At 46.8% G+C, this 26,597-nt stretch carries 20 protein-coding genes and 1 pseudogene; 15 read left to right on the forward strand and 6 right to left on the reverse strand.

All coding sequences use genetic code 11. The features are described 5' to 3' along the window. Positions 1–585: 585 nt before the first annotated feature. Both G8770_RS16625 and G8770_RS16630 read right to left on the reverse strand, forming a co-directional pair. On the reverse strand, positions 586–1,713 hold the full coding sequence (locus tag G8770_RS16625) for an alcohol dehydrogenase catalytic domain-containing protein (protein ID WP_167189385.1): 1,128 nt from the start codon (positions 1,711–1,713) through the stop codon (positions 586–588). Between the two features lie 264 nt (positions 1,714–1,977). After that, complete coding sequence (locus G8770_RS16630; protein ID WP_167189388.1) at positions 1,978–2,478, reverse strand: lactoylglutathione lyase family protein; 501 nt, start codon at positions 2,476–2,478, stop codon at positions 1,978–1,980. A 94-nt stretch (positions 2,479–2,572) separates the two neighbouring features. On the opposite strand from G8770_RS16630, the gene G8770_RS16635 reads away from it, so the two are divergent. The 3 genes from G8770_RS16635 to G8770_RS16645 all read left to right on the forward strand — a co-directional run bounded on the left by G8770_RS16635 (position 2,573) and on the right by G8770_RS16645 (position 5,519). Continuing rightward, positions 2,573–3,442, forward strand: coding sequence for a LysR family transcriptional regulator (locus G8770_RS16635; protein WP_167189391.1), 870 nt, complete (start codon positions 2,573–2,575; stop codon positions 3,440–3,442). A 637-nt stretch (positions 3,443–4,079) separates the two neighbouring features. Next, complete coding sequence (locus G8770_RS16640; RefSeq protein ID WP_167189394.1) at positions 4,080–4,988, forward strand: haloalkane dehalogenase; 909 nt, start codon at positions 4,080–4,082, stop codon at positions 4,986–4,988. A gap of 114 nt (positions 4,989–5,102) precedes the next feature. Next, on the forward strand, positions 5,103–5,519 hold the full coding sequence (locus G8770_RS16645; RefSeq protein WP_167189397.1) for a GFA family protein: 417 nt from the start codon (positions 5,103–5,105) through the stop codon (positions 5,517–5,519). 620 nt (positions 5,520–6,139) lie between these two features. On the opposite strand, the gene G8770_RS16650 is transcribed toward G8770_RS16645, so the two are convergent. After that, positions 6,140–6,613: a PEP-CTERM sorting domain-containing protein gene (locus tag G8770_RS16650; RefSeq protein WP_167189400.1), complete on the reverse strand. Its 474-nt coding sequence runs from the start codon at positions 6,611–6,613 to the stop codon at positions 6,140–6,142. A 550-nt stretch (positions 6,614–7,163) separates the two neighbouring features. Between G8770_RS16650 and G8770_RS16655 the strand changes: the two genes are divergently transcribed. From G8770_RS16655 to G8770_RS16705, 10 genes and pseudogenes are all read left to right on the forward strand, one after another. Further along, positions 7,164–7,811, forward strand: coding sequence for a PEP-CTERM sorting domain-containing protein (locus tag G8770_RS16655; protein ID WP_167189403.1), 648 nt, complete (start codon positions 7,164–7,166; stop codon positions 7,809–7,811). Positions 7,812–8,430: 619 nt separating this feature from the next. Then, entirely contained in the window at positions 8,431–9,699 is a 1,269-nt protein-coding gene (locus G8770_RS16660) for an MHYT domain-containing protein (RefSeq protein WP_167189406.1), read from the forward strand. A gap of 383 nt (positions 9,700–10,082) precedes the next feature. Next, positions 10,083–10,343 (forward strand): MAPEG family protein, encoded by a 261-nt coding sequence (locus G8770_RS24700; RefSeq protein WP_425050692.1) that lies wholly within the window; start codon positions 10,083–10,085, stop codon positions 10,341–10,343. A 268-nt stretch (positions 10,344–10,611) separates the two neighbouring features. After that, positions 10,612–10,863: a hypothetical protein gene (locus tag G8770_RS16670; RefSeq protein WP_167189412.1), complete on the forward strand. Its 252-nt coding sequence runs from the start codon at positions 10,612–10,614 to the stop codon at positions 10,861–10,863. 276 nt (positions 10,864–11,139) lie between these two features. Continuing rightward, a pseudogene (locus tag G8770_RS24705) lies at positions 11,140–11,508 on the forward strand (IS66 family transposase). A 151-nt stretch (positions 11,509–11,659) separates the two neighbouring features. Beyond that, positions 11,660–11,803, forward strand: a complete 144-nt coding sequence (locus G8770_RS24710) for a transposase domain-containing protein (protein WP_425050694.1) — start codon at positions 11,660–11,662, stop codon at positions 11,801–11,803. A gap of 611 nt (positions 11,804–12,414) precedes the next feature. Beyond that, positions 12,415–13,008, forward strand: coding sequence for an RNA polymerase sigma factor (locus tag G8770_RS16690; RefSeq protein ID WP_167189421.1), 594 nt, complete (start codon positions 12,415–12,417; stop codon positions 13,006–13,008). After that, complete coding sequence (locus tag G8770_RS16695; RefSeq protein WP_167189424.1) at positions 13,001–14,062, forward strand: FecR family protein; 1,062 nt, start codon at positions 13,001–13,003, stop codon at positions 14,060–14,062. The genes G8770_RS16690 and G8770_RS16695 overlap by 8 nt, the downstream gene beginning before the upstream one ends. A gap of 94 nt (positions 14,063–14,156) precedes the next feature. Beyond that, complete coding sequence (locus G8770_RS16700) at positions 14,157–17,342, forward strand: TonB-dependent receptor (RefSeq protein ID WP_167189427.1); 3,186 nt, start codon at positions 14,157–14,159, stop codon at positions 17,340–17,342. Positions 17,343–17,808: 466 nt separating this feature from the next. Next, positions 17,809–19,266 carry a DASS family sodium-coupled anion symporter gene (locus G8770_RS16705; RefSeq protein WP_167189430.1) on the forward strand — a complete coding sequence of 486 codons (1,458 nt, stop codon included), beginning with the start codon at positions 17,809–17,811 and terminating at the stop codon, positions 19,264–19,266. 125 nt (positions 19,267–19,391) lie between these two features. Here the strand turns inward: G8770_RS16705 and G8770_RS16710 are convergent, their stop codons facing one another. The 3 genes from G8770_RS16710 to G8770_RS16720 all read right to left on the reverse strand — a co-directional run bounded on the left by G8770_RS16710 (position 19,392) and on the right by G8770_RS16720 (position 24,052). Then, positions 19,392–20,516, reverse strand: a complete 1,125-nt coding sequence (locus G8770_RS16710) for an alpha/beta fold hydrolase (protein WP_167189433.1) — start codon at positions 20,514–20,516, stop codon at positions 19,392–19,394. Between the two features lie 121 nt (positions 20,517–20,637). Beyond that, a complete protein-coding gene (locus G8770_RS16715) occupies positions 20,638–22,920 on the reverse strand; it encodes a TonB-dependent receptor (RefSeq protein WP_167189436.1) in 2,283 nt (760 codons plus the stop codon). A gap of 166 nt (positions 22,921–23,086) precedes the next feature. Beyond that, complete coding sequence (locus G8770_RS16720; RefSeq protein WP_167189439.1) at positions 23,087–24,052, reverse strand: helix-turn-helix transcriptional regulator; 966 nt, start codon at positions 24,050–24,052, stop codon at positions 23,087–23,089. A 540-nt stretch (positions 24,053–24,592) separates the two neighbouring features. On the opposite strand from G8770_RS16720, the gene G8770_RS16725 reads away from it, so the two are divergent. Together G8770_RS16725 and G8770_RS16730 are read left to right on the forward strand one after the other, a co-directional pair. Continuing rightward, positions 24,593–25,903 (forward strand): DUF2157 domain-containing protein, encoded by a 1,311-nt coding sequence (locus G8770_RS16725; RefSeq protein WP_167189442.1) that lies wholly within the window; start codon positions 24,593–24,595, stop codon positions 25,901–25,903. Next, complete coding sequence (locus G8770_RS16730) at positions 25,900–26,415, forward strand: GDYXXLXY domain-containing protein (protein WP_167189445.1); 516 nt, start codon at positions 25,900–25,902, stop codon at positions 26,413–26,415. Before G8770_RS16725 ends, G8770_RS16730 begins: the two co-directional genes overlap by 4 nt. Positions 26,416–26,597: the final 182 nt, after the last annotated feature.

Genomic DNA, 26,597 nt, shown 5'->3' on the forward strand with positions numbered 1-26,597 from the left:
TGACGAGGTTGGGTCATGAGGAGAACTCTTACATCGTGAGCCGGAAGTTTGTTACTACTGAGACTATAAGAGACTGTCCTGGATGCAAGAACGGAGAAGGTGAATTGTTGTTGAATTGGAATGATATTGGGGTGTGTTTCAGACTTAAGTGTTGGTTTTCGTTCTCAGGTAGTGCCTGTCCTCTTCAGCTTTGCCCCTTCGGGGCTGGGACGGCCTACACTACGCTTCGCTACGTTCCGGCTGCCGTTGCTATGGTCGTTAACTAGCAAGGAATCACAGATGTACGCTCGGCTCAAAAGTATCATGAGCCCAGATTTGGACTACAGGTCCTCACCGGACGATCCTGAGAGCGGCCATGTCCTAATCAAAGCGGAAATTGGGCCATCTACGACCGTTATGCCCTGGCGTTCAAGCGTCGAGCCGTTAAGCTGGCGAATCACCAGGCGATGCTGTACCGCTGGTGTATGGATCATAGCAACGGCGCGGCGGTTCTTCGCGAAAAACCGGTAGTGATTTTTGCTTTTATCGAGAAGAACCCACCTGACTCCAACGCCCTGGAATGGCCTTGCTGCCAGACCCTAAACGTTAGCTCTGTGGATTGATCAGGAACTTCTCTCCGGTCGCCTGTTTACGGTAAACCGAGATCGCATCCAGTTGTAATGCACCGGCCAGGGATACTTCGTGAGTGTAGTGACTGGCAAACGTGGTTTTGATCTCGGCGGCTATGCGTTTGCGCATGGCGTTGTTGGTTTCCTTGCCCAGTTTTTCTAATACATTAAATAATAAAAATCCGTTCACACCCCAGGCAAACCCAAAAGTGCGGTTCAGCTTGATCGGCCCGCGATCAAGGCCGCCATAGATATACACCTGCTTGTAGATGTCAGATCCATACACGCTGTATTCAGTCATGTTGCGAGAGACCGCGACTTCCATGCAGGTGAGAATATCACTGGCCAATCTGCCGCCACCGATAGGGTCGAAGGCGATGGTAGCCCCGGTTTCAATAAGGGCTTCGGTCAGGTCTGTCATAAAGCTGTCGCTACTGGAGTTGACCACGTATTTGGCGCCCATATCGCGCAGCAATGTTTCCTGTTCCGGCTTGCGAACGATATTGACCAGGTCGATGCCGTCGGCGATGCAGATGCGGTTGAGCATTTGTCCGAGGTTAGAGGCGGCGGCAGCGTGAACGATAGCTTTGTGACCTTCAGCTCGCATGGTTTCTACCATGGCCAACGCAGTAAGCGGATTAACAAAGCTTGAAGCGCCTTCGGCTGCAGTCGTACCCGGCTCCAGTTCCAGACAGCTTTGGACATTGGTACAGAGATATTTGCGGTAGCTGCCACCGCCAATGACCGCAACGGTTTTGCCCATTAGGCTTTGCGCAGCGGCTGATGAGCCAGCAGCAACGACTGTACCGGCGCCTTCGTTGCCGACGGATATAGGCTTGCCAACCCGCATTTTAACTGCGCTCATGAAGTTGGCCGGGACGTCGGCACTGATGACCGGGCGATCGGCGCTACCGGATTGGCTGGCAGTCGTCATATCGGCCGCGCTGAACATCACGCCCAGGTCAGACGGGTTGATAGGGGCAGCTTCGATGCGTATGACCACTTGGTTTTCCCCCGGCTGCGGGATCTCGATATCGCGCAGGGCAAGTTTCAGTTTGTTGTCTTCGCTAATGGTTGAAGTAAGCTCGATGTTGGTATCTGACACTTTTTTCTCCTACAAAAGTTAAGTGGTTTGGCACTTTGTTAACCGGTGTTACCACATAAAATGTGGCGCAGGCCCCTAGCGCCTGCGTGATCCGCGTTGCTGGGCTCTCTGATCGTAGTAATCAATGGGTTCAGAGTAGCTGATTTATTCGATCAGTTCCCCTAAGAACTGCAGACCATCGTCCGCGATGCCGCCTCAGAGGTCACAGGTTAAATTCAGGGATCTCCAATCTCAGAAAGCTCCCCAAATCTTAACGGTAATCCTTCAGTAGGCACCCTCGCTGTATATCAACTCGTAGCTGTGGCTATAAATTTCTAAGATGTTCCCAAACGGATCTTCCATATAAATCATGCGGTAAGGTTTCTCGCCCGGATAGTAGTAGCGCGGCTTCTCCATGCGCTTTTTACCACCAGCAGCCACAATGCGTTCTGCCAGTTCCTCGACGTTCGGGTCTTGCACGCAGAAGTGGAAAACTCCGGTTTTCCAATACTCGAAATTGTCCTCCGGGCTAGTCTGGTTTTTAAACTGAAAAAGCTCCACACCAATTCGATCTCCGGTTGATAGGTGAGCGATACGAAAGCTTCCCCAGCCTGCGCCGAATACATCTGTGCACATCTCCCCGATGGCGCTGTCGTCCTCTTCGATCTCGGTTGGTTTCATAATCAGATACCAACCCATCACTTCTGTATAGAATTTAACGGCGCGCTCAAGGTCCGTTACGGATATGCCAATGTGTGAAAAATTTCTTGGGTACACGTTACTCATCGTATGTTCTCCTCTAGTAAGACTGAAAACAGGTTACATAGCCCTTTCAATTAGGTAAAATTATCATTAATCCTTTTTATGATTATATATTGTAATGATTAATACCGTTTGGTTACGCACTTTTTGCACATTGGCTGAGGTTGGTCATTTCACCCATACGGCCGAACGCCTCCACATGACTCAATCGGGCGTTAGTCAGCATGTGCGTAAGCTTGAGGAGCAGCTTGGTGTCGAGCTGCTTGTTAGGCACGGAAAGCAATTCTCTCTATCGGGTGCTGGCGACAGGCTTTATGCTGAGGCGCAGTACATCCTCATAGCGTTGTCGAATATTGAACAGAAAGTCGGAGAAGATCCGCCCTTTGAAGGAAGTGTGCGGATCATGTCTCCGGGAAGTGTCGGGCTGAAGCTCTATCCGCATTTGTTAGAACTACAGAGCAAGCACCCAAAGCTCGTTATCGATTACCGGTTTGCACCAAATCCGGATGTCGAATCCGCGATCGCTGAGTCTGCTGTTGATCTAGGGTTCATGACGTCGAAATCTACACTGGACAATGTAATCTGTACGCCCATCGCGCAGGAATCGCTTCTGTTGGTAACACCGGATACCGTCGAAGAACCGGATTGGGACACACTGATGACCCTTGGGTTTATCGACCATCCCGATGGAGGTTACCACACCAGCTTGCTTCTTGGCGCCAACTACCCTGAGTTTCAACACAGTAATCTATTTCCCAAAAAGGGGTTTTCAAACCAGATTAGTCTAATTCTAGAGCCGGTCAGCATGGGTTTGGGATTTACTGTCTTACCTGCATATGCCGTTGAGGCATTTGAGAAATCTGAGCGCATCAAAGTCCATCGTCTTGCTAATCCGGTCAGCGAAACGCTATATCTATGCATTCTTCGGCATCGGGAACTGCAGGCGAGAATGAAAAATATAATAGAAGAAGCCAAACAGTGGCTTTAGACTGACCTAGAGGTAATACAGGACAGGCACTCCCAAAAAATTCTAAATGTATCTCGTCACGATCCATGATGAATCCTGTTGGCTATTCAAAAATAATCACAATGGGTGGTGCAAAAGCAGCGTAAACGCCAAATCCTCAAATTCCGGACACAGATAGTTTCCGCAAAATGCGATCAACCAAAGCGAAGGAAAACCTGTGCAGCTACGCCGATTTGCGAAATCGTCGATGCACGATCTTTTCAAAGTGCTGGCTGTGGATCAGCCAAAGCTCAGCGGGAATGTTGAATCGTTTCAGAATGGGCGGCAGGTGTTCGGGCACAGGTAGCGCCTGTCCTCTTCAGTTTTGTTAAGCCAGGTTGATTGCCTTCTAAGGTGGCACTGATGAAGTGCAGATTAAGCTACAATTACGGTATTCAAGTGTCTCAGTTTAAAGGTTTGGTGGCGCTTTGGGCGCCACAACGTGGCGTTGTTCAATAATGAGTGTCGCCAGTTTTAACAATACGGGCAACGTGGACCTAGCTACGCCGCACCACTATTTGGTTCGCTACGCTGACTGTACCAAATAGTGGCGCAACGCAGCTGAGCCGGTTACCTCAGTGTTAAGCTCTTTGAGTTCGCTACTATATTGAGGTGACAGATGACTAATGAAGTTCTACGGACACCCGAAGAAAGGTTTTCATTACTGCCAGCTTTTCCATATCAGCCACATTATGTTGATAAATTACCAGGCTTTGAATCGTTAAGAATGGCCTATATAGATGAGGGCGAAATAACTTCTGGAGAGGTGTTTCTTTGTTTACACGGTGAACCTGCATGGAGCTATCTTTACCGAAAAATGATTCCAGTGTTTAGTCGTGCCGGATATAGAGTTGTTGCACCAGATCTATTTGGTTTTGGTCGATCAGACAAGCCTGTTAAGGAGTCGGTCTATTCCTTTGATTTCCATCGAAAAAGCATTATTCAACTCATTGAGTATCTTGATTTATCAAATATCACCTTAGTATGCCAAGACTGGGGCGGTATTCTGGGTTTGACGATACCAATGGACATGCAAACGCGTTTTAAGCGATTGCTAGTTATGAATACCGCTATTCCAATTGGCGAGCCTTTGTCTGAGGGTTTTGCCAAATGGAAGGCGTTTGCAGCTAAAGCCCCGGAAATTCCAATTAGCGGTATGTTTGCCTCGGATGCATTGTCAGAGGTAAATTTGATGGATGCGTTAGCCTATGATGCACCATTTCCTGATAACAGCTATAAAGCTGGAGTAAGGCGATTTCCTCAGCTAGTGCCTGTCGAGCCGGGTATGGAGGGGGTGGAGCTTGGCATTCGTGCACGTGAGTTTTGGTCCAAAATATGGGCTGGGGAAAGCTTTATGGCCATCGGAATGAGGGACAGTGTTTTGGGTGAAGTTCCGATGCAAAATCTGAGAGCTACAATTAGAAACTGCCCTGAGCCCCTAAAAATTCATGAAGCAGGACATTTTGTGCAGGAGTATGGTGAAGGTATTGCTAAAAGTGCTTTAGAGCATTTCGGCTTAAATGTATAACACCAGTGGATTAGCTTAACAGGCGCAGTCACTTTGACAAAATTCCCGCTGCGCTTGAATTTCGCCCGGTGCTGCGGGCGTTAGGCACACTCACAACCACAGGAGCCTAAAAATATGGAAAGAGAAGCAAGATGCATGTGTGGCGAGTTAAGAATCAAGACTAGCGGTGAGCCCATTCTGACACTTGCATGTAATTGTCATAATTGCCAGCGTCGTACCGGGTCAGTCTTCGGTGTTGGGGCGTACTTTGATAACAGCATGATCCTGGAAAAGAAGGGCACTGCTAGAAAGTTCGATATAGATACAGAAAGCGGCAATGCCGCCACATCTAACTTCTGCGAAAAGTGTGGCTCTACGCTTTATATTGAAGCTGAAATGTTCCGGGGTATGACTGGCATTCCCGTTGGATGTTTCACCGACCCTAATTTTCCAGAGCCCACATTGGCAGCATGGTGCCGCTCTAAATATCAATGGGTAGATTTTCCTGAGCATTGGCACTCTATGGATACGCAGGGGTCTGATAATGCCTAACATAAAACAGGAAAATACAACAGGACAGGCACTCCCCAAAAAAGATCTATATGCCTCCCGCATAATTCAACATCAACCCCGCTAGCTTTTCAAGAATAATCAGATTGAGTGGTTTAAAGACAGCTTAAGCGCCAAAATCTCAAATCCCGGACACAGATACTCATCAGTAAATAAAGGTCGGGTGAAAAGAGTAGGGAAAATCTGTGAAAGCTACGCCGATTTTCGAAATCGTCGATGCACGATCTTTTCAAAGCAATAATTCGGGACAGGCACTCCAATAATTCGCAGGTGTTCGGGGACCGAGCCTCGTTTGTCATCGCGAACCGCGCGTCCTATCCAATCAACCAGTTGTAGGTAATCACTGATAGAATAGGCAATACGCGATTGGCCGCGAGCCTAGGTGCCTGTCCTCTACCGCCTCTCATGCGAATTGCCAAAAGACGTAACCAGCAGCCCTGCAACCGATACGGATGGTATTTTTCACGTGGTAACTAAATACTTTATTGAGATTTCCTCAGATGAAGGTTTCAACTTAACCACCATCGAGCGGCAGGCATAAAAGGCATCTGCACAGGCATCTTGCAACAGACACCACAGAAAACAGATACCGTAACTCGTTTTTATTCAACACGCCGCTTGCGATTCAGCAGCAGGCCTGTCATACCCAAGAGCAACAACATCAAACTGCTTGGTTCCGGAACCGTTTGTTTATCCTCTTCGACCACATACGCCCACGCAATTTCATAATCGGGGAAACTGGCACCGTCCAGAGAAAACGTGGCAAGTGGAAATTGAGCAGAATTTTGTGCTGCTACCAGATAGGACACACTGCCCTGCAGGTCATAGGCAAAACTAGGACCAATTGAAGCCTGTACGTCCATATCTTCGACAAATCCAAGAGCGCCGGCAAACTCCAGGGCTAGACTTTCATTTCCCCACCAAATCTGACTCATTAAGTCGTAAGCAGAGTTTATATCGTCAAAGTTTCCAATAGCCCATTCGACGTTGTAATCGGTACTGTTGACAGTAATCAGCGTGGCAGATACTGGCGCAGTAAAACTCAAAATCATTAGCAGTGCAAAAAGTGGTTTCATTATTTCAGGTCTTCCCATTTTTAGGTTGGCTCATGGGGAAGGCATTATTTGTACCAACTAATAAAATCTCATAGATATCAGCACCCTACCACTCAAAGATGATCCACCGAAGACATAAGTGTAAATATTTTTGACAGCTTTAAATGCCAAAAAACTCACAGGGACTCCCAGTTAGAAGCTAGTGCCTGTCCTCTTCAGCTGTTTTATTTCTGAGCTGTCAATTTTATTTACAGTTTTTCATGCTGCTTGAAAAGTCATTGGCAGATGTCTGCTGGTTTTAGAGTTATGGCTATATTGTGATCTCACCTGATTCTGTTTCCTAATAAATAATCTGAAAATGGTATATACCCTTGGATTTTAAGGCTCCCAAGAGTTAACGAGCACAGATGTTTGTTGAGGTTGTTACTATGGTTTGAATCTTGCCTTGTTAATCGCTATTCAAATGGTTTATCCCCAAAAGACTTTTCCACTATTGGGCTTGCGGTGAGGAGGGTCTTTTATTCCGTTCATAAAATCCCAAATGAAATATATAAAGAAAGAGTAGCCACTTATGAGAAAAATTACGCTCAACAAAAACAGATTTAAAGCACTGTGCCTGGCTTTTCTGATAATTGGATCTTGCTACAACGGTTCCGCATCGGCCGGCATTATTATTGACTCGATCACTGCAAATTTTTCGTCCGGTGCATTTTTCAAACTTGAGTTTGACGATACCGAGTATGGTCCATTACCGTTCGGCCCTGACGATATTAATCTCAATGGTGTGACGGGTATTGTTCCAGGTTTTCCGGCTCAAGGTGCCGGAGATATCAATGTCACTATGAACGACTTCCAGAACGGTTATATTGGTGCCTATATCAATGAGCTCGGCGAGGTAACCATCACCAGTTTCTTTCTGACTTTCGCCAATGGTAACTTGAATTCAACGTTTGATTACTTTCTGGATATCACGCCACAGGATATGTACCTGGATTATTGTCCCTTTTTACCCACTGGCGATTGTAATAAAAAGAGTATGCTCTGGACCTCATTGACTGGGGGCCCTCTGGGCACATCTTATTCGATTGTTTCCAGAGAGGCCCCCCCGTCGGATGTCCCCGAGCCAATGACGCTATCCATTTTGTTTTTGGGATTGTTAGGCATCTTTGCCTCGAGAAAAATCCGGCAGCCGGCAGATGCAAAGGCCATACTGGCCTGAACCGATAATGACTAATCTTTGAAATCTGCAGCAGGATTCAAGGTCAGAGTAAAAACTACTCTGTCGTCATGGTTTTACTCTGACCCCGAATACCTCGCTAAGCACGGCTTCCCGAGCGCAGTCTATCCAGCGGTTGAGTCGACGGGTTTGCTCTGTTTCCAGGGGGTGTTGTTGCAGTTCTCCGGGCGGTACTGCAGTCGGCACTCTGTGCTTTTCAGCGTTTCGTCGCGGCTGGCAAACTGATCTCCGACAGTTCTTCTACCTTGTCCTGTTCGCTTATGGGCAGTGACAATCTGTTCAGTTCTATGGCCTCACCCACAAGCAGAGGGGGGTATGCCGTAGTGTCGCCAGAGCCACCTCGGGTTCTTTTACGGATACATCGGCCAGATTCAGGTGACGTAATTCATTCTCGTCCTGAAAAAAGTTACCAATCCAGCGAGTGAAGGGTTGAATAACAGGAATAAATAAAGACAGGCTAATCAGATTAAACAGGCTGAACCTTAACCCCACACCCACATGGATAATTAACCCGATAGTAAAAAACAATAATCAAGAGTCATCTAAATCATCTACTGACGCGTATAAAAAGCAATTATATTAATCCTTTGGGGAATTTTCGATGAAGGGAACCTACGCTCTTGAGCTAGTATTTGCCTCCTATTGTGTTGCAGTGATCGCTGCCTTCACTGCTATCTACTTTGGTGCTCGTGTGCGCTCCCTATCGGGTAGCACTAAAACATTCTGGTTCGCTATTGGCGCTTTCTGCCTGGGGACAGGCATCTGGTCAATGCACTTTGTTGGCATGAGCGCCTACAAAATGCCAATGGAAATGGAGATGAGTTTTGATTTTAAACTCACAGCAACTTCATTAATTATCGCAGTTTTAGCATCCGGCCTGGGACTTAAAGCTATTACCAGCGAAGCGTTATCCCTGCCCCAGCTCATTATCCATGCGTTTATTATGGGTACTGGCGTCTTCACCATGCATTACACCGGCATGTTTGCAATGAAGATGGATCCCGCGATGCAGTATGACAACTTTCTGGTGTTTATATCCGGAGTTATCGCAGTGGTTGCCTGCGGCGCGGCGCTGTGGATCTGCAGAAATATTGACAAGGCCGGTGAGCGTTACAGTTTCTGGGTAAAACTGGTTGCTGCGTTAGTGATGGGTGTTGCGATTTGCGGTATGCACTATACCGGCATGGCCGCGGTAAGCTTCCCCATAGAATCCCAGATGGCTGCCAGCAATACATTACGCGGCAACTGGATGGGCACTCCAACCGCCATCGCCTCTTCTATCTTTATTTTACTGCTCGTCTATATTGCGTTTCAGGATTTTCGTGAGCTTGAAAGAATCAAGAAAGAGAAAATGGCGACAGAACAAACCGCTCTTCACGCTGCGTTTAATGACAAGATCACCAATCTGCCAAACAGAACCGCATTTGAAGACCAGCTATTAAAAGTCATTGGTAAAAGTGACAGTTTTACCTTGCTCTATCTGGAGCTCAATAGCTACAGGGATATGAGCAAACACTACGGTGAGGCACAAGCACAAGAACTTGCCCGTACCTTCTCAGAAAGACTTCGCGGAAGCTTTGGTGAGGCGATCTATATCGCGCGTAACTCGACCACCGGTTTTTTTGTGTTGCTTAATAGCGCAAACAAAAGTGAAGCTACCCAACAGGCCAAGCAGTTTGTCGACAAAAACGATCAGCCACTGAACATCAACGGTGAATCATATTGGCCAACTTTCAGCGTAGGGTTTAGCAGCTATCCAAGCTCAGGTACCAATACCCGCTTGTTGATTCGACAAGCTCAGGTCGTTAAAACCAAATTTTCGACCCAGCCGGTTACCCGCATGGTAAAAGATGAAGCGGTAGTGGCTTAGTTTTCATCGCTGGAATGGAAGCCATAACTTCGATTCCAGCAAGAAACTATTGAAACATATAAGGCATACCAGTTTTCTGTTCTGACCTCAAAGCCCAGTAGCTCTGCCCCACCCACAATGAAATTACCAGGTGGGTAAAAGAACTCCTTTACAACATCTGCCGATGATGCACGAATCGTGTGCTCACTTCAAAAAGGTATGTATGCATATGGACCCGCAAAGGCCGAGCATGACGTCAGGTGTATCAGCCAAAAAGAGTTTTTTCTTGCTCTACTAGCGATTGCGATAGAATTGATCGCTGTGAGGGCGAGAGTTGTTAACGTGAAAAACGGTTCGTTAACTGCCAGTTATTTTGGGCTAATGCTGGCTGTAGAGCTGCCCGAATCCATTATAAAGCCACGCGTTTCTTCAATAATTTGTTTGAGATATCAGTTTTCTATTATGTTGTATGCACGTTATATATTTTTTTGGAAGTAGAAAGTACTTTGGCGCTGGTGAGTGCCTGGCTATTTGTTGTGAGCCGTATTTTTCAAGCAGTTGTTCACATAACGTATAACAAAGCCCCGTACCGAATGCTGGTATTTGCAATATCAATTTTGTGTGAGCTTTTTCTCTGGGTAGGTTTTATCGTTTCGTTATCATAAAACGGATGTTTGATCTTTGAGGTGTGTCGCGTTGCATACGATGTTGAATTTCTGAGAGTTAGTCATTTCTGATCACAAAATTCATCAGCTTCAGATGTAAAGTTCTATACAGGCTGACCTGGGTGCTGTTTATAGTGACGAGTACTTCAATAATTGAACCAGGTAGTTGTTTTTATTTGACCTAACGGTTTAAATAAAATAGCAAAAAATAATTTACGCAGCCTGGCGATATGAACGTGTGGCATTATGCAGTCAAAGGTAAACCTCTATGAAAGTAATTATTGCAATATCTATTGCTGTTATCACGCTGCTATTTTTTACGCGCTATGATTTATATGAATCTGAAGACAGCTTTAGTAACTCTTATGTTGTCGTAGAAAAAGGCTTTTATCTTCAAGAGAGCTGTATTTCAAAAGGTGAGCAGCTAGATAAACCTTATAAATGTATTGGTTATAATACCTGGAGCGAGTTTCGAAAAAAGAATCATAACTACAAACAGGAGCGTGATGTTCAATACTAAAAGGTGTTGTATTTAATTTTAATGTGTGATGTTTAAGAAGTAATGATACACAATTTATGTTCAGCAGGCTTAAGATAATGTATATCGATTTACCAAAGGGTATTCTCACTCCGCATTTATGATTACAGGCACAGGGATCTTTATCACTGACTCGCTCAATAACGAAGGCGTTTATAAAACTTTGATCGAGACATCCTATTTTTATTTTCGTATGGACGTAGATATGATCTGTGATTTTGGCCCTAAACGAGTTCGCCGTTATCGAGTATAAATACTTTGGTCTATGTCTTTGCGCCGAACAGATCGGGTGAACACACTCGAAAGTTGCTGCAAAGCTGTCAAGGCAAGCTGGTTTGTGAAGACTACAGTGGTTATAAGGCAAGCTTCGAAAGAGGCATTAAAGCGGTGCGATGCATGATTCCTGCACGCCGCGTATCAGAGCTCCCTGGAAAAATATGCACGGGAACAGATTAAACTTCTGTACAGTATCGAAAACAGATAAAACCTCTGAGCGATGAAGAGCAGCAGTGTGTACTACAAGAATTATCAAAGCCAATACTGGATGGACTGCATCAATGGCTAGCCCTGCAACGCCAGAAAGTGCCTGATGGTACGAGGACGGCCAGAGCGATAGATTACAGCTAAAGCCATGGGATACTTTACCTGGCTACTGCGAGGATGGCGCTGTGCTCATCGACAACCATCGGGTGGAAACCAGAACCGACCTTGGGCTATAGGTAGCAATAACTGGTTGTTTACGGGCTCGCTTCGCAGCGATCTGCGTGCCGTCAACGTCATGAGCCTGATCCAGTCAGCCAAACTTAACGATCACGATCCTTATGCGGATCTGAAAGATGTACTGGCCAGACTGCCAACACATAAAAATAACCGGTTGAATGAGCGTCTACCACACAACTCTAGGGATCCAGTCAAGGAATGATGGCCGGACGTGTATGTTTGCTGTGGTATTAACGTTGATATCCGATCCTAATTGAATGAAAATAATTGCTTATTTAGCTTAGCATCGAGTGAGAGCGACCTAGATGCACTGCTTATCTAACGGAGCGCAGGCGTCTGAAGCCGAGCATCGGATGGAAACATCGCCGAGGGGAAGAATTTCCGACGAGCTGTGTTTGATTTTTGATCGTTGTTGTCTGAGGCAGAGATTTCAGTAGACTGTGTTGTGAGGTTTGCCACATTGAGTATCGCCGTGTATCCCTGCAAGCCCAGAAGCTTCTGCCCCAATTGGTCGGTGAAGCCTTGCCCGAAACTTCTGCATGCAACTATTTGTAATTTAAACGTTTCTTCCATGCGGGAGGGGTGTCAGCTGATTATCCTGAGTCATCTAATGGTTGATATCCTCTTCCTGATGGTCATATAACGAAGATATTGCCGGCGAGAATGAAGCCTGTGTGCTGGAAATAACCTCTAATTTAATGAAAACTGAAAAAATCATAAAGAAAGGCTAGTGGTTTCTCTAACCTGAATCGTCTGTATTATAGGTCCGATCAAAAAACTACATAATTAATCGATAATGAGCTGATATTAGCTATGACCGACGAGACAAACACTCACAGTATTTTTATGGGTTTAAGGAAAAGTCTGGCTGGCAGTATAGCCAGTTTTGTTCCGCCAGCTGATGTGGAAGATATCGTCCAGGAAACCTATGTAAAGATTTGCCAGATAAAGAATATTAATGAAATCAAATCGCCGAAGTCCTTTTTGTACAGGATAGTTCGCAACCTGGCTTTGGACCATCACAAAAGGGCTGAGATCAGGTTAACTGAGCCGGTCGAGGATCTCGACAGGCTCCACTTGGGGGGCGGCCACAACAGTGCTGACCAGCCCTTTGAGCAGGTCGCTGCAAACCAGGAATTTGGCTTTTTTTGCGAGGCTGTTCGGCGGTTACCCACTCAATGCCGACGAGCGTTTGTGCTGAAAAAAGTTTATGGATACTCCCAAAAAGAGATTGCCCGGGAAATGAATGTCAGCATAAACACGGTGGAAAACTATATTACTTTTGGTTTGAAAAAGTGTACCCAGTATATGGAACAGTATGACGAAAAATTTGGTCGCCGAAGAAAAAGAAGCTCGGCATCGGCCAGTTCTCGGCCGTCTCTGAAAGGAGATTTAAATAATGGCTAATAATGTGGTTGCATTACCTACAGAGGAGTCTCGATACGACGAAGCGGCTCGCTGGATTGTTCGTCTTGATGAGAGCTTGACGACGGCTGAACAGCAAGAATTACGAAAGTGGCTCGCAAAGAATCCCGAAAATCAGTTGTTACTAGAAGACATGGCGAGCCTTTGGGACAAAATGGATAGCCTATCCCGGTTGTCGAATTTGTTTTCCCCCAAACCCTCCTGTCGCCCACGCTCGCGGTTTTCCGGATGGGGCGTGGCAGCCTCTTTATGTCTGGGAATTTTGGTAGGGTTAGTGGCATGGCATGGCAGTGGGTTTCTCGATAACGGCAATCAAGAGTTGATTGCTCATGAAAATGTTTATCAAACTTCTATTGGTGAGCGTTCAACAGTGAGACTGGTGGATGGCTCCAGCATAACACTGAATACCAACAGTCTGGTTGAAGTAGAGTTCACCGATAGCTATCGCCTGATTTCACTTATTCGTGGAGAAATACACGTTAAAGTGGCCAAGGATGAAAAGCGGCCGCTGGCTGTGATGGCAAATGGCAAAGTTGCTCAGGCTGTTGGTACAGAATTCAATGTTGAAATTACAGATGAGAAAAACATTGAGTTGGTTGTTACGGAAGGAAAAGTAAGAGTCGCTGTGCTTGCTGCTTTGCCAGAAAAACAATCGGTTCGCACTGCCTTGGAAGGTTTGCCTGTGTCAGCGCCTGAAGTATCTGCCGGTCAGCAACTGATTTTTGGTGAAGTTGAATCTGATGAATCTTTGGCTGCTAAGGTTGCTGAAGTGGCATCGGAAGATATTGAGGTCAAGTTGTCCTGGCAGAGCGGAAATCTTGTTTTCCGTGGTGAGTCGCTTGAAGAAGCTGTTAAAGAGGTCGCTCGCTATACATCTGTGGAATTTATTATTCAGGATGAATCATTACGCCAAATTCGTGTTGGTGGGCATTTCAAAGCGGGCGATGTGGAAAGCCTTATTGCTGCATTAGAAGATAACTTCAACATTGTTGCTCGTCGGAAAGATGATAAGCAAGTTGTCTTGAGCTCCAAATAATTACAGCTACTTTTATCCGGTACATAATCCTTGGGTTGAAACCGCGCTAGTGCGCTAGACCAATACCTAATTTTATAGGGGGGGAGGATTTTTTTTGCATAATTATAATAATTACAAGTGGAAAATTAATCCTGAATCGTCACATATATACGCGATGTTGAAGCGTACTGCTGGGGCGATGAGAAGAAAGGTTTTCTTTTTATTATTGGTGGTGATTCCAATAATTTTTTCAATAGAGTCTGGCGCTGAGGAAGATATCCCTCGAAGTAGTTCACAGACTGTCCTTTTTAATATTCCTCAGCAATCTGCAGACCGGGCACTCATCCTGTATGCCGAACAAGCTAATCTTACGGTGCTTTTTCCTTTTGATAAGGTCAGCACCGTTACCGCAAATCAGGTGAAGGGTAATTTTACTTTGCAAGATGCGGTAAACATTATGCTGGTCGGTACTGGTTTGGAAGCCTGGTTTGAAAATAAAAATACAATAAAAATAGGTTTAATAGAGGATAGAAGAATGCAATATAAGAATAATTTGTTAGCACTTCTAGTCGGAACTACAGTTGGCGCGAGTGGTGCTGGTGCATCTGATCAAGCAGAACTTCCTATGATGGAAGAGGTAAGAGTCACGGGATCGCACATTAAAGGCGCTAGTACAAATATGGCGAACCCCGTGTCGTCAATAAATCGTGATGATATGGAATATAGCGGTTCTCCAACACTGGTTGAACTGTTGCGCAATATGCCTGGCATTTCGGGCAGTGATGGTGAAGCAAACCTGTTTGGATCGGCCGGGCTGGAGGGCACAGCCAATATTAATCTCCGGGGTATGGGACCAGGGCGAACTTTGGTTCTGATTAACGGGCGCAGACAAACTTTTTCACCGCACAGTATTGTGACGGATAAAATGCTTTTTGTTGATATTAACAATATTCCTGAAATGGCTATTAGCAAAGTAGACTTTTTGAAGGAAGGTGCAGCGGCAACCTACGGTTCCGATGCGATGGCCGGTGTGGTTAACTTCTTGACCCGATCTGATTTCGAAGGTTTGGAAATTACAGGGTCTTATAAGGATATTAACGGTTCCGATGGCGATACTGATTTAGGCATGATCTGGGGTGTGGGAAATGAAATTACCCATTGGGTGACCTCATTGAGCTACAATCAGCGCCGACCACTAAAGGTTGCTGATGATTCAGATAAGTTGCTCAGTTATGCCGACAACCCACAAGGTGGGTGGTCGAGTTTCGGGAACCCTGTCACCATTTATGACGCAGCAGGCGGCTCCGGGACAGCCGATCCCAATTGTGAGCTTTTAGGTGGGGTTGACTCTACTTTTTGTCGATTTCAATACACGGGATTTTTTAATCTGATTAACGATGAGACCCACCTTAAAGGTTTCTCTGAGCTTAATCACAGCGTCAATGATTCGCTTAACCTTCATGCTGAAGTGCTTTATGCTAAAACAGAGACTAGAGGGAAAGGGGCTCCAAGTTTGCCGCCTGCCGTGGCGGTAGATAACCTGAACCGGTTTGTACCGGACTATCACCCCGGTTGGCAGGATATGGTTGCACAGTTTCCTGACTTGGCCGCTCTTGATGACCAGCAAAATCCAGAGGGTCTTAACGGGGTGGCTTACAGAGGTCGAATCATCGGTTCTGCAGGCCCTGCCGCAACACACATTCGTGACCACGAAACGTTCCGCGTCGCGTTCAACGTTGACGGTAGTTTCGATAACGGCATTAACTATGACGGCGGTGTAACCTATTCCAGGGCCGAAATGGAAGGTCGAAGAGAGGACGCCTTCGTAGATAGATTACGGCTTGCACTGCTCGGGCTTGGCGGTCCTGACTGTAGTGGATCTACACCGGGTGCAAACGGTTGTCAGTTCTACAACCCGTTTTCAAACGCAATCCGCGTGTCTGGTAATAATGGTGTTGTAAACCCCAGCTATAATCCTGCTGTTGCCAATAGCGCTGGATTAATGAGTTGGGTCTCGCAACCCACGGGCGCTGATGAAAGTACCGATTTGTTTACCGCGGATATCGTATTCAGTGGGGAACTCTACAACTTTGAGTTGGCAGGCGGTGCCCTCGGTTACGCGGTTGGTGCCCAGTATCGTCGCGAATCTTATGAACTCGATCCTATCGATAATTCCGACTTGAGTATCAACCCTTGTCCGACTCCCGGAGACACTACCTGCACCATCAAATCTGGTCCGTTCGGTTATGAAGCGGCAACTCTCCCATTCGAAGATGATCAGGATATTGTAAGTGTGTTCGGTGAGTTGGCCTTGCCGTTAACGGAAAATCTGGATGTTCAATTAGCGTTACGCTTCGAGGATTACGGTGGTGAAGTGGGGTATACCATAGACCCGAAGGTTGCAGTACGCTGGCAGCTTTCTGATAGTCTGGCGTTACGAGGTTCGGCCAGTACCACCTTTCGTGGGCCAACATTAAACCAGCTAGGTGGTGTCAGTACGGCTAATGTTTATGTTTCAGAAGCGGGCGCCTATAAGCCAGTAGATACTCGGGGGAACCCGGACCTGGAGCCTGAAACAGCTGTAGGGTGGAATGTTGGTCTGATTGCTTCGCTGATGGATGATGCCATGACGCTAACAATAGATTACTGGAGCTTCGATATCCAAGACTCCATCGTTGTGGAACCTACCAACTCGGTCATTGCTGCTGCTAAACAGGGTATAGCACCATACGTCGACCAGGTCGCATTGGGGGCAGCAGGTAACTTCTCAACGGTTGAACGCATCAATACCAGTGTCATTAACGGACCTGATCTCGATATTTCCGGTATTGATTTTGGCGTTCGGTATGATGTTACAGCCGCTTGGTACCTTAGTATGGATGCCAACTATAACGTCGAATATGAGGTGAGTGATGCGGGTATTATCAACGGCTTCTCGGCGCTGGGTAGTCTAAACCAAGGCAGTATTGTGCGACCATTACCTCGCTGGAAAGGTCGGTTTGTTGCCGGTTATAACGGAATGAAAAATAGTGTGAACCTGGTTGCCAATTATGTTCATCACTACTCGGATAACCGATCTATATTTAGTAGTAATACAAATGGTCAGGTCATTGATAGTCAAACAACCTTCGATCTCAATTATAACTATCTTTTAAGCGAAGATACGCGTTTAAGTCTTTCTGTGCAAAATCTCACCGACGAAGATGCGCCTTTTGCGCGGTTGGATTTGAACTACGATCCTTACACTCATAGTCCCTTGGGCCGCACTCTGAAATTGTCTTTCTCACACCACTTTAACTAATAGCGCCAGATACAGAGAAATAGTCAAGGAATAAAAGGCGGCCTTCAGTTCAATAGCTACGGTATATTGCCTCTGAAGGTCGACTTTTCTTGATGGATGTTTTCCAATATGATTCTCAAAAAAATGAATGTTAATTAAGTTGAAATACGCGGTTAAAGAATTTAATAACATAGTTCGTGCGCCTATCTTGTGGGTTCATATCTGGTCATAAGGCGTTTCAGTTGCGCTCTTTTTTTCACGACTTTAAGCCAAACTTTGGGGCGGGAAAGAACAGTATAAATGGACTTTATTCGTTGTCTAAATTTTCATAAATAAAAAATCAACAGGCGTGAACTGAGCTAAGTTCCGTGTCAGAAGCTGGATAATATGCACTTATACAATGTCTCAGCCTGATGGGTATGAGACAAATAATCAAAAATAATAAAACCAGAGGTAAGTGATGCTTAGGATTCCCATTGAGGTGGAAGTGGATAATTCACGACAAAGTAGCATGCTTAGAGTGAGCAATATTGGCTTGATTTTAGGTGCTTTACTCTTGCTCTATTTTGTCGTTAGCCCTGCTCCAGAAAACCTGAACCGGTCTGCGTGGTTGACAGCAGGAGTGATGAGCTTGATGGCTGTCTGGTGGGCAACGGAAGCGGTACCGCTAACTATCACCTCACTCATGCCAGTGATTCTTATACCTGCGCTCGAAATTGCCACATTAAAAGAAACTACTAGCGCCTATGCTTCACCTGTAATGTTTTTGCTTATTGGTGGATTGATGATAGGTGTTATTCTTCAGAAATGGAATTTACACAAACGCCTATCCTTGTATGCAATTCGATGCGTTGGTACAAACCCTGCGATGATTGTTTTCGGAATCGTGATGACAACCGCGACTCTTTCAATGTGGATCAACAACACCTCTGCTATTATCATGATGATCCCGATTGCTCTTTCCATCTCGGAAGTTGTAGTCGGTAAAAACCACAGCAATCATGCTTTTACAACGTGTATTATCCTTGGTGTTGCTTATGCAGCGAATCTTGGTGGGGTGGGTACAATTATTGGTTCACCACCGAATGCGATATTCGTTGCTTATCTTGAGGATACGACAGGGACCACTATATCTTTTGTTGGCTGGATGATGATAGCTGTACCGTTAATGCTTATCCTTCTTGCAGCTACACTCTTTGTTCTGACAAAAATTGTTTTTCGATTTGATTTGCCACCCCAGGAAAATTTCAAAGAATACGTCGAACAACAGCTTGCTGAAATGGGACTGATTTCAACGGCTGAAAAGCGTGCTATATGCCTTTTTGTCGCTTTGGCACTTGGGTGGGTCTTTCGGCCGTTGCTCCAGCAAATCCCCGGCCTTGGATTCCTCACCGACACCCATATCCCACTCATTATCGCCATCGCCGCATTTATCATTCCTTCTGGCGAGCGCGATGGCCAGGACACTGCACTTTTGGACTGGAAGTCTGCCAATGCGATTCCTTGGGATGTTTTATTTTTACTGGGTGGCGGGCTATGTCTTGCGTATATGGCGTCGAGTACGGGATTGGCGGTTTGGTTAGGCAGTTTATTGCTTGAGTATGTGCAGGTTTCTGCGCTAGGCGTAACTTTTATGGTTGTATTGCTAAGTATTACCCTAACCAGTTTTATCAGCAATACCGCAACGGTGACCACCATGCTTCCTGTGTTGGCTGGTGTTTCTGCGGCTGCCGGGATGGATCCTGAGCAACTTCTTATTCCCCTTACCATAACCGCGAGCTGTGCTTTTTTATTACCTGCATCTACCACGACAAACATACTTGCCTATTCAACAGGGAAGATAAGTATTGCACAAATGGTGAGGGCGGGTTCGTTACTCAGTGTGTTATCGGTGTTACTGGTTTCACCGTTTCTCTATTTTGTTATTCCTCTTGTGTTAGGTTAGTGGTGGGTATCGATGCTGTAAAATGAAAATTTAGTTTGGTATGCCAATTTGTTGTAGGGCAGGCACTTCCTGTCCTCTTCAGATCCTGCTCTGCAGATTCTCATGCAGCGACAAGCGAAGTGCCATTATGAGTCATCGCAGGTAGAAGCGGTTATTCCTGAGGTCCAAACAGCACGCGAGTTGGGTTGGCTAAACGGCTGGCGCAAAAAATCTAACAGCTCCTCGCGAAAAACAGGCTGGTTTTCAATAAAAGGGCTGTGACCCGCATCAGGCATCACGACTTCTTTAAACCAACCTCCGTTACGCTTGTAATCGTTGAGCAGGTATCGAGTCTGCCCAACCATAGGCTGTGGAGGGAAAACATCACCCCCGGGCCAATCGGGGATCAGGCCCAAGCTGCCGAGTAATGCCATGTCTGACTGGGATTGATCGCTGATGATCGTATCTTGCTCACCCCTTATCCAGAGCACCGGCGGCTTGCGTGGCAATTTCACCAGAGCACTTACATTGTAATATTTGGGGCTGATGGCATTCAGCGGACCCCAGTTTCCCGGCGCGACGAAGGGCCAATTGGCGGACCTTAAAAAGTCACCTGGGTAACGCTGGCTACCCAGTTTTTGCTGCAGTGAACTGGCAAGCAGTAAGGCTTCGCGTTGTAAGGGTTGTGGCGTGTGAAAAAATGATGTCTGTATCACATTTCTTGGTGAAAAGGGGCTATCTTGTCCTGTGTCCCTGCTGTGAATACGTTGAATAAATTCATCTGCGACAATGCCACCGCCGGAGCCTGCGTAATCGTCATAACACGCCGTACCTATTGTATCCCCAGTGGCACCAAACCCAAATGGGCTCACAGGTGCAACCAAAGTTAAGGAGTTAACCCTGGCGGGATAATCCAGCAAGAATTGGCTCACAGCCGCAGCCCCGGCAGACCAACCAAGCAAGTGCGCGCAGGGAATCCCCAATGTCTCAAACAAGGCTGATAAATCGTCTGCCCAATCGCGCGCACCCCGGGTTGCATCTATCACCTTGTCTTCTGTCCAGCCGTAGCCGCGCAGGTCTACGGCAAGGCAAAAATACTCTTTCGGCATCGCAAGCATTAAAGCTTCAAAATAACTCGATGCCGAAAAGTTGCCGTGGATAAAAAACACCGGTATTCCCGATGGGTCTCCGCTCATTAAAACATGAGTGCGCAAACGTGACGTCTGCACATAGGTGGAGCGAATACCGGCTAAGTAATCAAAATCCGACATACAAATTACCTGGAGGCTGAGCAGCTGAGTTGCGCTATCGGATTGCCGCAACAGTGCGGCAATCGACAGTGCACAAACATCAATAATGTTCGTTAATGAGTGAGGGAAGTATTGCTAAAGCTTAGAAGCTGTAGCTTGCACTCAGGCTGTAAGTTCTGGGAGCGCCATAGTAACCCAGCTCAACCCCGGGAAAGGCCGACAAATCAAAGGCGTGTTGTCGATAGGTCTTATCCGATAGGTTTCTGCCGCCAAGCATGACATGCCATTGTTCATCGTTGGACTCAAACATCAACGCAGCATTAATCAGACTGTGACCACCCTGTGCCAGATTTTCACTGCTGTTCACCTCCAGATACGTTTTGCTACGGTAGCTTACATCCGCCACCATGGTGAACGTTCCCCATCCGTTATTAGCCAGTTCGTAGTTCAGGCCAATGGCTGCATCCCACGTAGGGGTATTCACCATGTGGCGCTCATCACTCACATCCACAGCGACATTGTTAACGGCATCGGCCTCGGCAAAGAATTCTTTATATTCGGCATCAAGATAACCCACATTGGCGGTCACGGTTAAACGCTCAGAAACTAATGCTGTCAACTCAATCTCAACGCCCTGCATGATGGCTTCACCGGCGTTAGAAAAAACCGGCAACAGACTATTGCCATCGGCAGATGCTTCGAAGCTGCTGACCTGGAGGTCGTCGTATTGATTGTAAAACAGGGCCGCATTCAACCGTACGCGATCATCCCAAACCTGAGTTTTATAGCCCGCCTCGTAACTCATTAAAGTTTCTTCATCAAAAGGCTCAAGCTGACCATCTGCCATGCGACCATTGAACCCCCCACTTTTGAAACCGGTGGAAGCATTGGCATAAATCTGGGCGTTTTCACTCGATTGATATTTAATGCCTAGCTTGGGTGAAAAATTATCGAAGCTGGCACCGTCTGGATCCGCCAGTGGACGTGCTACGCCTATCCCGTCAAGGTGTAGATCTTTGCTGGACGGGGATAGTAAGGCTGGGTTGGCATAACTCACACCGTCTGAGCCAAAGGATATTCCAGCCAATGTGGTCAAATTTAAATCTTCTGTCTGACGCTGATAATCTTTTTCTTCCTCAGTATAACGAAAGCCCAGCGTCGCAGTCAGGCGATCGCTGATGGCATAATCAAACTGGCCAAACACGGCATAACTTTCTGTGCTAAATTCCGCTTCTCCGGCAGCCGCAATCAAAAAGTTGCTGAAGATACCGCCGTCAAAGGTGCTGCCTTCTTCTTTGTAATAATAGACTCCGGATATTGCTGAAAGATGTTCACCTTGATAGGACAGCTGAAACTCCTGGCTGTATTGTTTTTGATCGTTGAAGTAAAAAATCCCAAAGGCGTTAATTGGGGTGCCATCGAGATCAAGCTCAGTACCATAGTCGAGTTCACGATAAGAGCTGATGGACTTCAAATTCAAATCTGAATTAATGTTCCAAGAGGCATTTAAGCTTGCGCCTTTGGTTTCGGTAAACTCAACACGGTTAAAATCTACGTTAACCTTAAACGGGTCTTCATCTCGGGCAAATGTTTGTGTGGACAAACCAAAGGTATAGGGGTCAACCGTTGTGATAGTGATCGGCGTTTCTTTTGCGGGGGTGCGCGAGCGGTTGGGTTCGCCATCGCTGTAATCTACCGAAAAGTCGAGGGACAGATTGTCTGTCGGATCATAAGCCAGTACCGCTCTGAGGTACTGAGAGTCGCTATCACCGTCACCTTTACCATCAAATTGATTATCCGCATAACCCTCTTGCTGGAGCGATGCCAAGGTGACTTGCCCTTTCAGTGTTTCACTTAGCGGACCACTAAAAGTGGCCTTCACATCTCTTCGGTCATAGTTTCCCACCGTTGACGACAATTTACCGGAGAACTCATCGGTGGGTGAAGTTGATACGTACTTAATGGCACCGCCAACGGTATTGCGGCCATATAAACTCCCCTGGGGGCCACGTAAGACTTCAATGCGCTCAACATCAATGACATCGAGAAAGGCGCCTTGTGCCCGCCCCAGATAAACATCATCTAAATAGATGCCAACACCAGGTTCAAAAAATGCAATGGAGTCAATCTGTCCAATACCTCGAATATACGCCACCGCATTATTCGCGTCGCCTTTATGAATGCTCAGGTTGGGCACCATGGCCTGTAGATCACCCAGGGTGGTCACTTGCTGGGCCTGTAAATCGGACTGGGAAAATGAGCTTACCGCAACGGGGACATCCTGCAAATTAGCCTCACGTCGCTCAGCCGTGACGGTGACTTCTTCGATAGCAAAAGGTGTCTGTGTTTCGCTAGCCTGTACGCCCAGCGTCAACAAACTCATGGTTAAGGTTGCACCAGTAATGGAACGATGGCTTTTGATCATTGTTATACCCTCTGAGTAACTCCGTTCGACAGGCGACGGTTATTGTTTTATTGTCAGACGACACTATAAGGGAGGACTTGTCATTGACCCAATGACCAATTGGATCTATCTTTGGGGTACATTTTAGCTCATCAAGAGGGATGGTAAAGTAAGAGATACTGGTGGATTAGGGGGTGAATTGATGTTGCCGAATGTACATTGCAGGCGACATGCCATACCAGCGTTTAAAGGCTCGTTTAAAGCTCCGAACATCACTGTAACCGAGCTTCTCCGCTACATCGGTGGCCAACATTTGATCGTGTAAATAATTAACAGCTAGTTCACTATTGACCCTGTCCTGCAGATCACGAAAGGTAATATTCTGTCGCTCGAGTTTTCTGCGCAGTGTGGCAACACTCATACCAAAGTGATCGGCGATCATTTCCTGGCTGCGAATGCCTTCAAGAGCAGCGTGCTTAATGCGGTTCAGGACTTGCTGGATAAAACGGTCTTGCTCAACATCCGTCTGGGGGGCGGCCAGCAAGGCGACATAATCGGCGTAGATATTGCCCGCAATATCGCCGTGCGGTTGCACCTGGAATGGCAGCTTTGCCTGGGCTACGTCATAGACCAGTTCATAGCGAGGCTGAGCCGCTAGCAATTTGCAATCCAGCAAATGCAAATGATGGTTGGGGTGATCCGGTAAATGAGGGCGCTTGGTAGCCATTTTTACTAATTTCAACTGACGTCCAGTTAAACAAGATAAGGCGCAATGTATTTTCAGCAAAGCAAATTCAATGGCAAAAATATTGGGCGTTATCTGATAGTGAAAGTCACTGTCATCCACAATGTAACTGAGATGATTACCGCGCTTGCGGACAAAATTATAATTACCGCCATGGACGATATTGTAAGTTTCGGCTAATGTTTCCAGGCCTTGTTCCAAATTCTCACAATGAGTCAGATTTGAGAATACCAGGCGTGTTGTACCGCGCTTTAGCGGTCGACTGGACAACAGTAAAGACTCCTCGTGTATGGCATTCTGATTGGCAACGATAATGCGCCAACAATCCTCCATATCGATAAGTGCTTCTGGATCCTCCAGCAGAGTGTCAGACAAATTGAGGTCTCGCAACAGGTTCGGGACAGACATTCCCTGTTCTATGGATCTCTGCATTAATTGACTGACATCTTTGGCCGCTACACAGAATACCGAAGTCCGCGCCATCGCCGTTTACCCTAGTTTCAAAAATCAGACACCAATATAACAGATCTGCAGGTTAACTCTAAAACCTGAGAGGCTAATCTGCTCTTATGGGGTTTTATAATCCATAGCCGGGTTCAAGATGCAGCCTCAGACAATATAAAAGCTCAACTTGCCGCGTTCCCCATGGGTTGCAGGCATCTCAATCTGGTGTCTAAACAGGATAATACAGTGGTAATACAGGACAGGCACTCCTGAAAAAGATCTATATGGGTAGCGCCTGTCCTCTTCAGCTTGTTCTTTAGCTTCACCCGTCCTCTCACCTTCTACTCTTCAGGCTTTCAGATTCCGGAGCTTTTCGTCTACGCCGTGGATGGACGGGCAAGTAACCATGAGGGGGAGGTTTTACTCTCCCTTTTTTATACGGGATAATCGCTGTAGATTTTGCTGTCTCTCAGAGATGGTCTCATATTGATTAGGGATAAACGTGTGCGACTGATAAGACTGTTAAAAAACGATCTGGCCAAAGAGATCTCCGGTTGGGTTGAGAAGGACCTGATCTCTACCGAGCAGGCGCGATCGATTTGTCGACTCTATGATGTAGACTACGATTCGATTCAGAATTACTCCCTCGGGTATAGGTTGTTAATTGGACTGGGTTATCTGTTTATTGGCCTGGCAGTGATTACCCTGCTGGGTGCCAATTGGGACGAAATCCCGCGTGCGCTGCGCATGGGGGGATTGTTGATGCTCACTCTGATGACTCATGGTCTGGCATTCAAGTCTTATTTAACAGGCCGAACTTCCTCGGCTGTCGGACTGTTCTTGCTGGGCAATCTGTTTTACGGCGCGTCTATCATTCTTATCGCGCAGATCTATCATCTGGGTGAGCATATGCCCGATGGCATATTCTGGTGGGCATTAGGCAGTTTGCCCTTTGGTGTCTTGTTGAAAAATTCCTGGTTGACGTTGTTCAGTAGCTTGCTGGCGATGTTGTGGTTTGTGCTTGAGTTCGGGATGGGATTTTTCCCTTCACTGTTTCCTCTGTTTATCGTGGTGTCGGTCTATGTTCTGTACAAGGGGCCGTTCAGCAGTATACTTTTCTTGACCACAGTTGCCAGCATCGGCCTCTGGATTGAGGCGGTTCTGTCGGCGGTTTGGGCGGGTGAGCGCTACGATTACACTATCCACATGGAGCACCTTTTGGTGAGTGTGGCGCTGTTTGTCTGGGCTTACGCGGTCAGTGGCTGGTTGTATGCGCAGAGCAGTCACAAAGCTAAAGATTACGGCGTGCTGCTGTCGCTTTGGGCGTTGAGGTTCGGTCTTGTGGCCTTGTTCGTGTTCAGCTTTGAAGGCCCCTGGGAGACGCTGATCGAATCCAACTGGGATCAGCAGCGCTCTATGTGGCTGTGTGTCATCGTGTTGTTGACGGCTTCTCTGTGGTTTGCCTGGCAGGGCAGGATTCTACAACTTCTACTGCCGGTGGCAGTGTTTGCCAGTCTGTCGATGATGGCGGTTGTTGCGACCGAAGACCGGTCAGCAGCTGTGTATTTTCAAATCGTCTACAACATCGCACTGATCGGCACCGGCATTGGGCTCATTGTTCGTGGCATTCATCAGGGCATTTCCCACTACTTCTTTTTAGGCGTCGCCACCATTTTGTTGACGGCGTTTATGCGCTACATCGATTTAATTGGTGACTATATTGGTGGCGCCATTATGTTTATGGTACTGGCCGCTGTACTGCTGTGCGCTGCAAAGTACTGGAAGACTCATCAGGGACAAGGAGGCACGCCATGAAGCGATCAACGGTTGCTGCGGGGTTAGGGCTGGCGGTCATCGTGCAGGTGTGCGTACTGGTAGGCATGGTGGTCAAGGCCGCGATGCCCTTGTGGGTGGGGGATGAAATCCGCGTGCAAACGGTTCCTGTGGACCCCCGTTCATTGTTTCGCGGTAATTACGCTCGCCTGAACTATGAAATCGGACGATTGCCGGAGAGTGCGCTGACTGATTATCCCAGGCTGCGCAAGGGCGAGGTTGTCTACATCAGCCTGCGACAAGGTGACGATGGCTTGTTTCACTATGCCGATGCCTCACTCAATACACCCGCAGCCGGTGTGTTTCTGCGAGGACGTATCACCGACAGTTCACCTGTGTATCGGGTGAAATACGGCATTGAAGCTTATTTTGCTCCCAAGAAAAAAGCCCTGAAACTGGAGCACGATTTGAGGGATGGCGGTGTCGCGGTTCTGATGGTGTCTGACAATGGGCAGGTGGCATTGCATAATGTGCTGCCTGGACCCGATGAGTAGTATCAACCAGCAGTGCAGGGGGCACCCGCTCTTTTCAGCTTTTAAAGCGAACCGGGTGTGTGGATAACGGTGAATTGAATGCGCTTTCTGTACAGCCTCGTTAGGCGTTCTCCCTGTTAATATAACGATATACTGAACTTAAATATCGAAGAGTCCGTACAACTGAACAGTTTCTCAAATAC

This window comes from Pseudomaricurvus hydrocarbonicus (genome assembly GCF_011602365.1).
GTDB classification, from domain to species: Bacteria; Pseudomonadota; Gammaproteobacteria; order Pseudomonadales; family Cellvibrionaceae; genus Pseudomaricurvus; species Pseudomaricurvus hydrocarbonicus.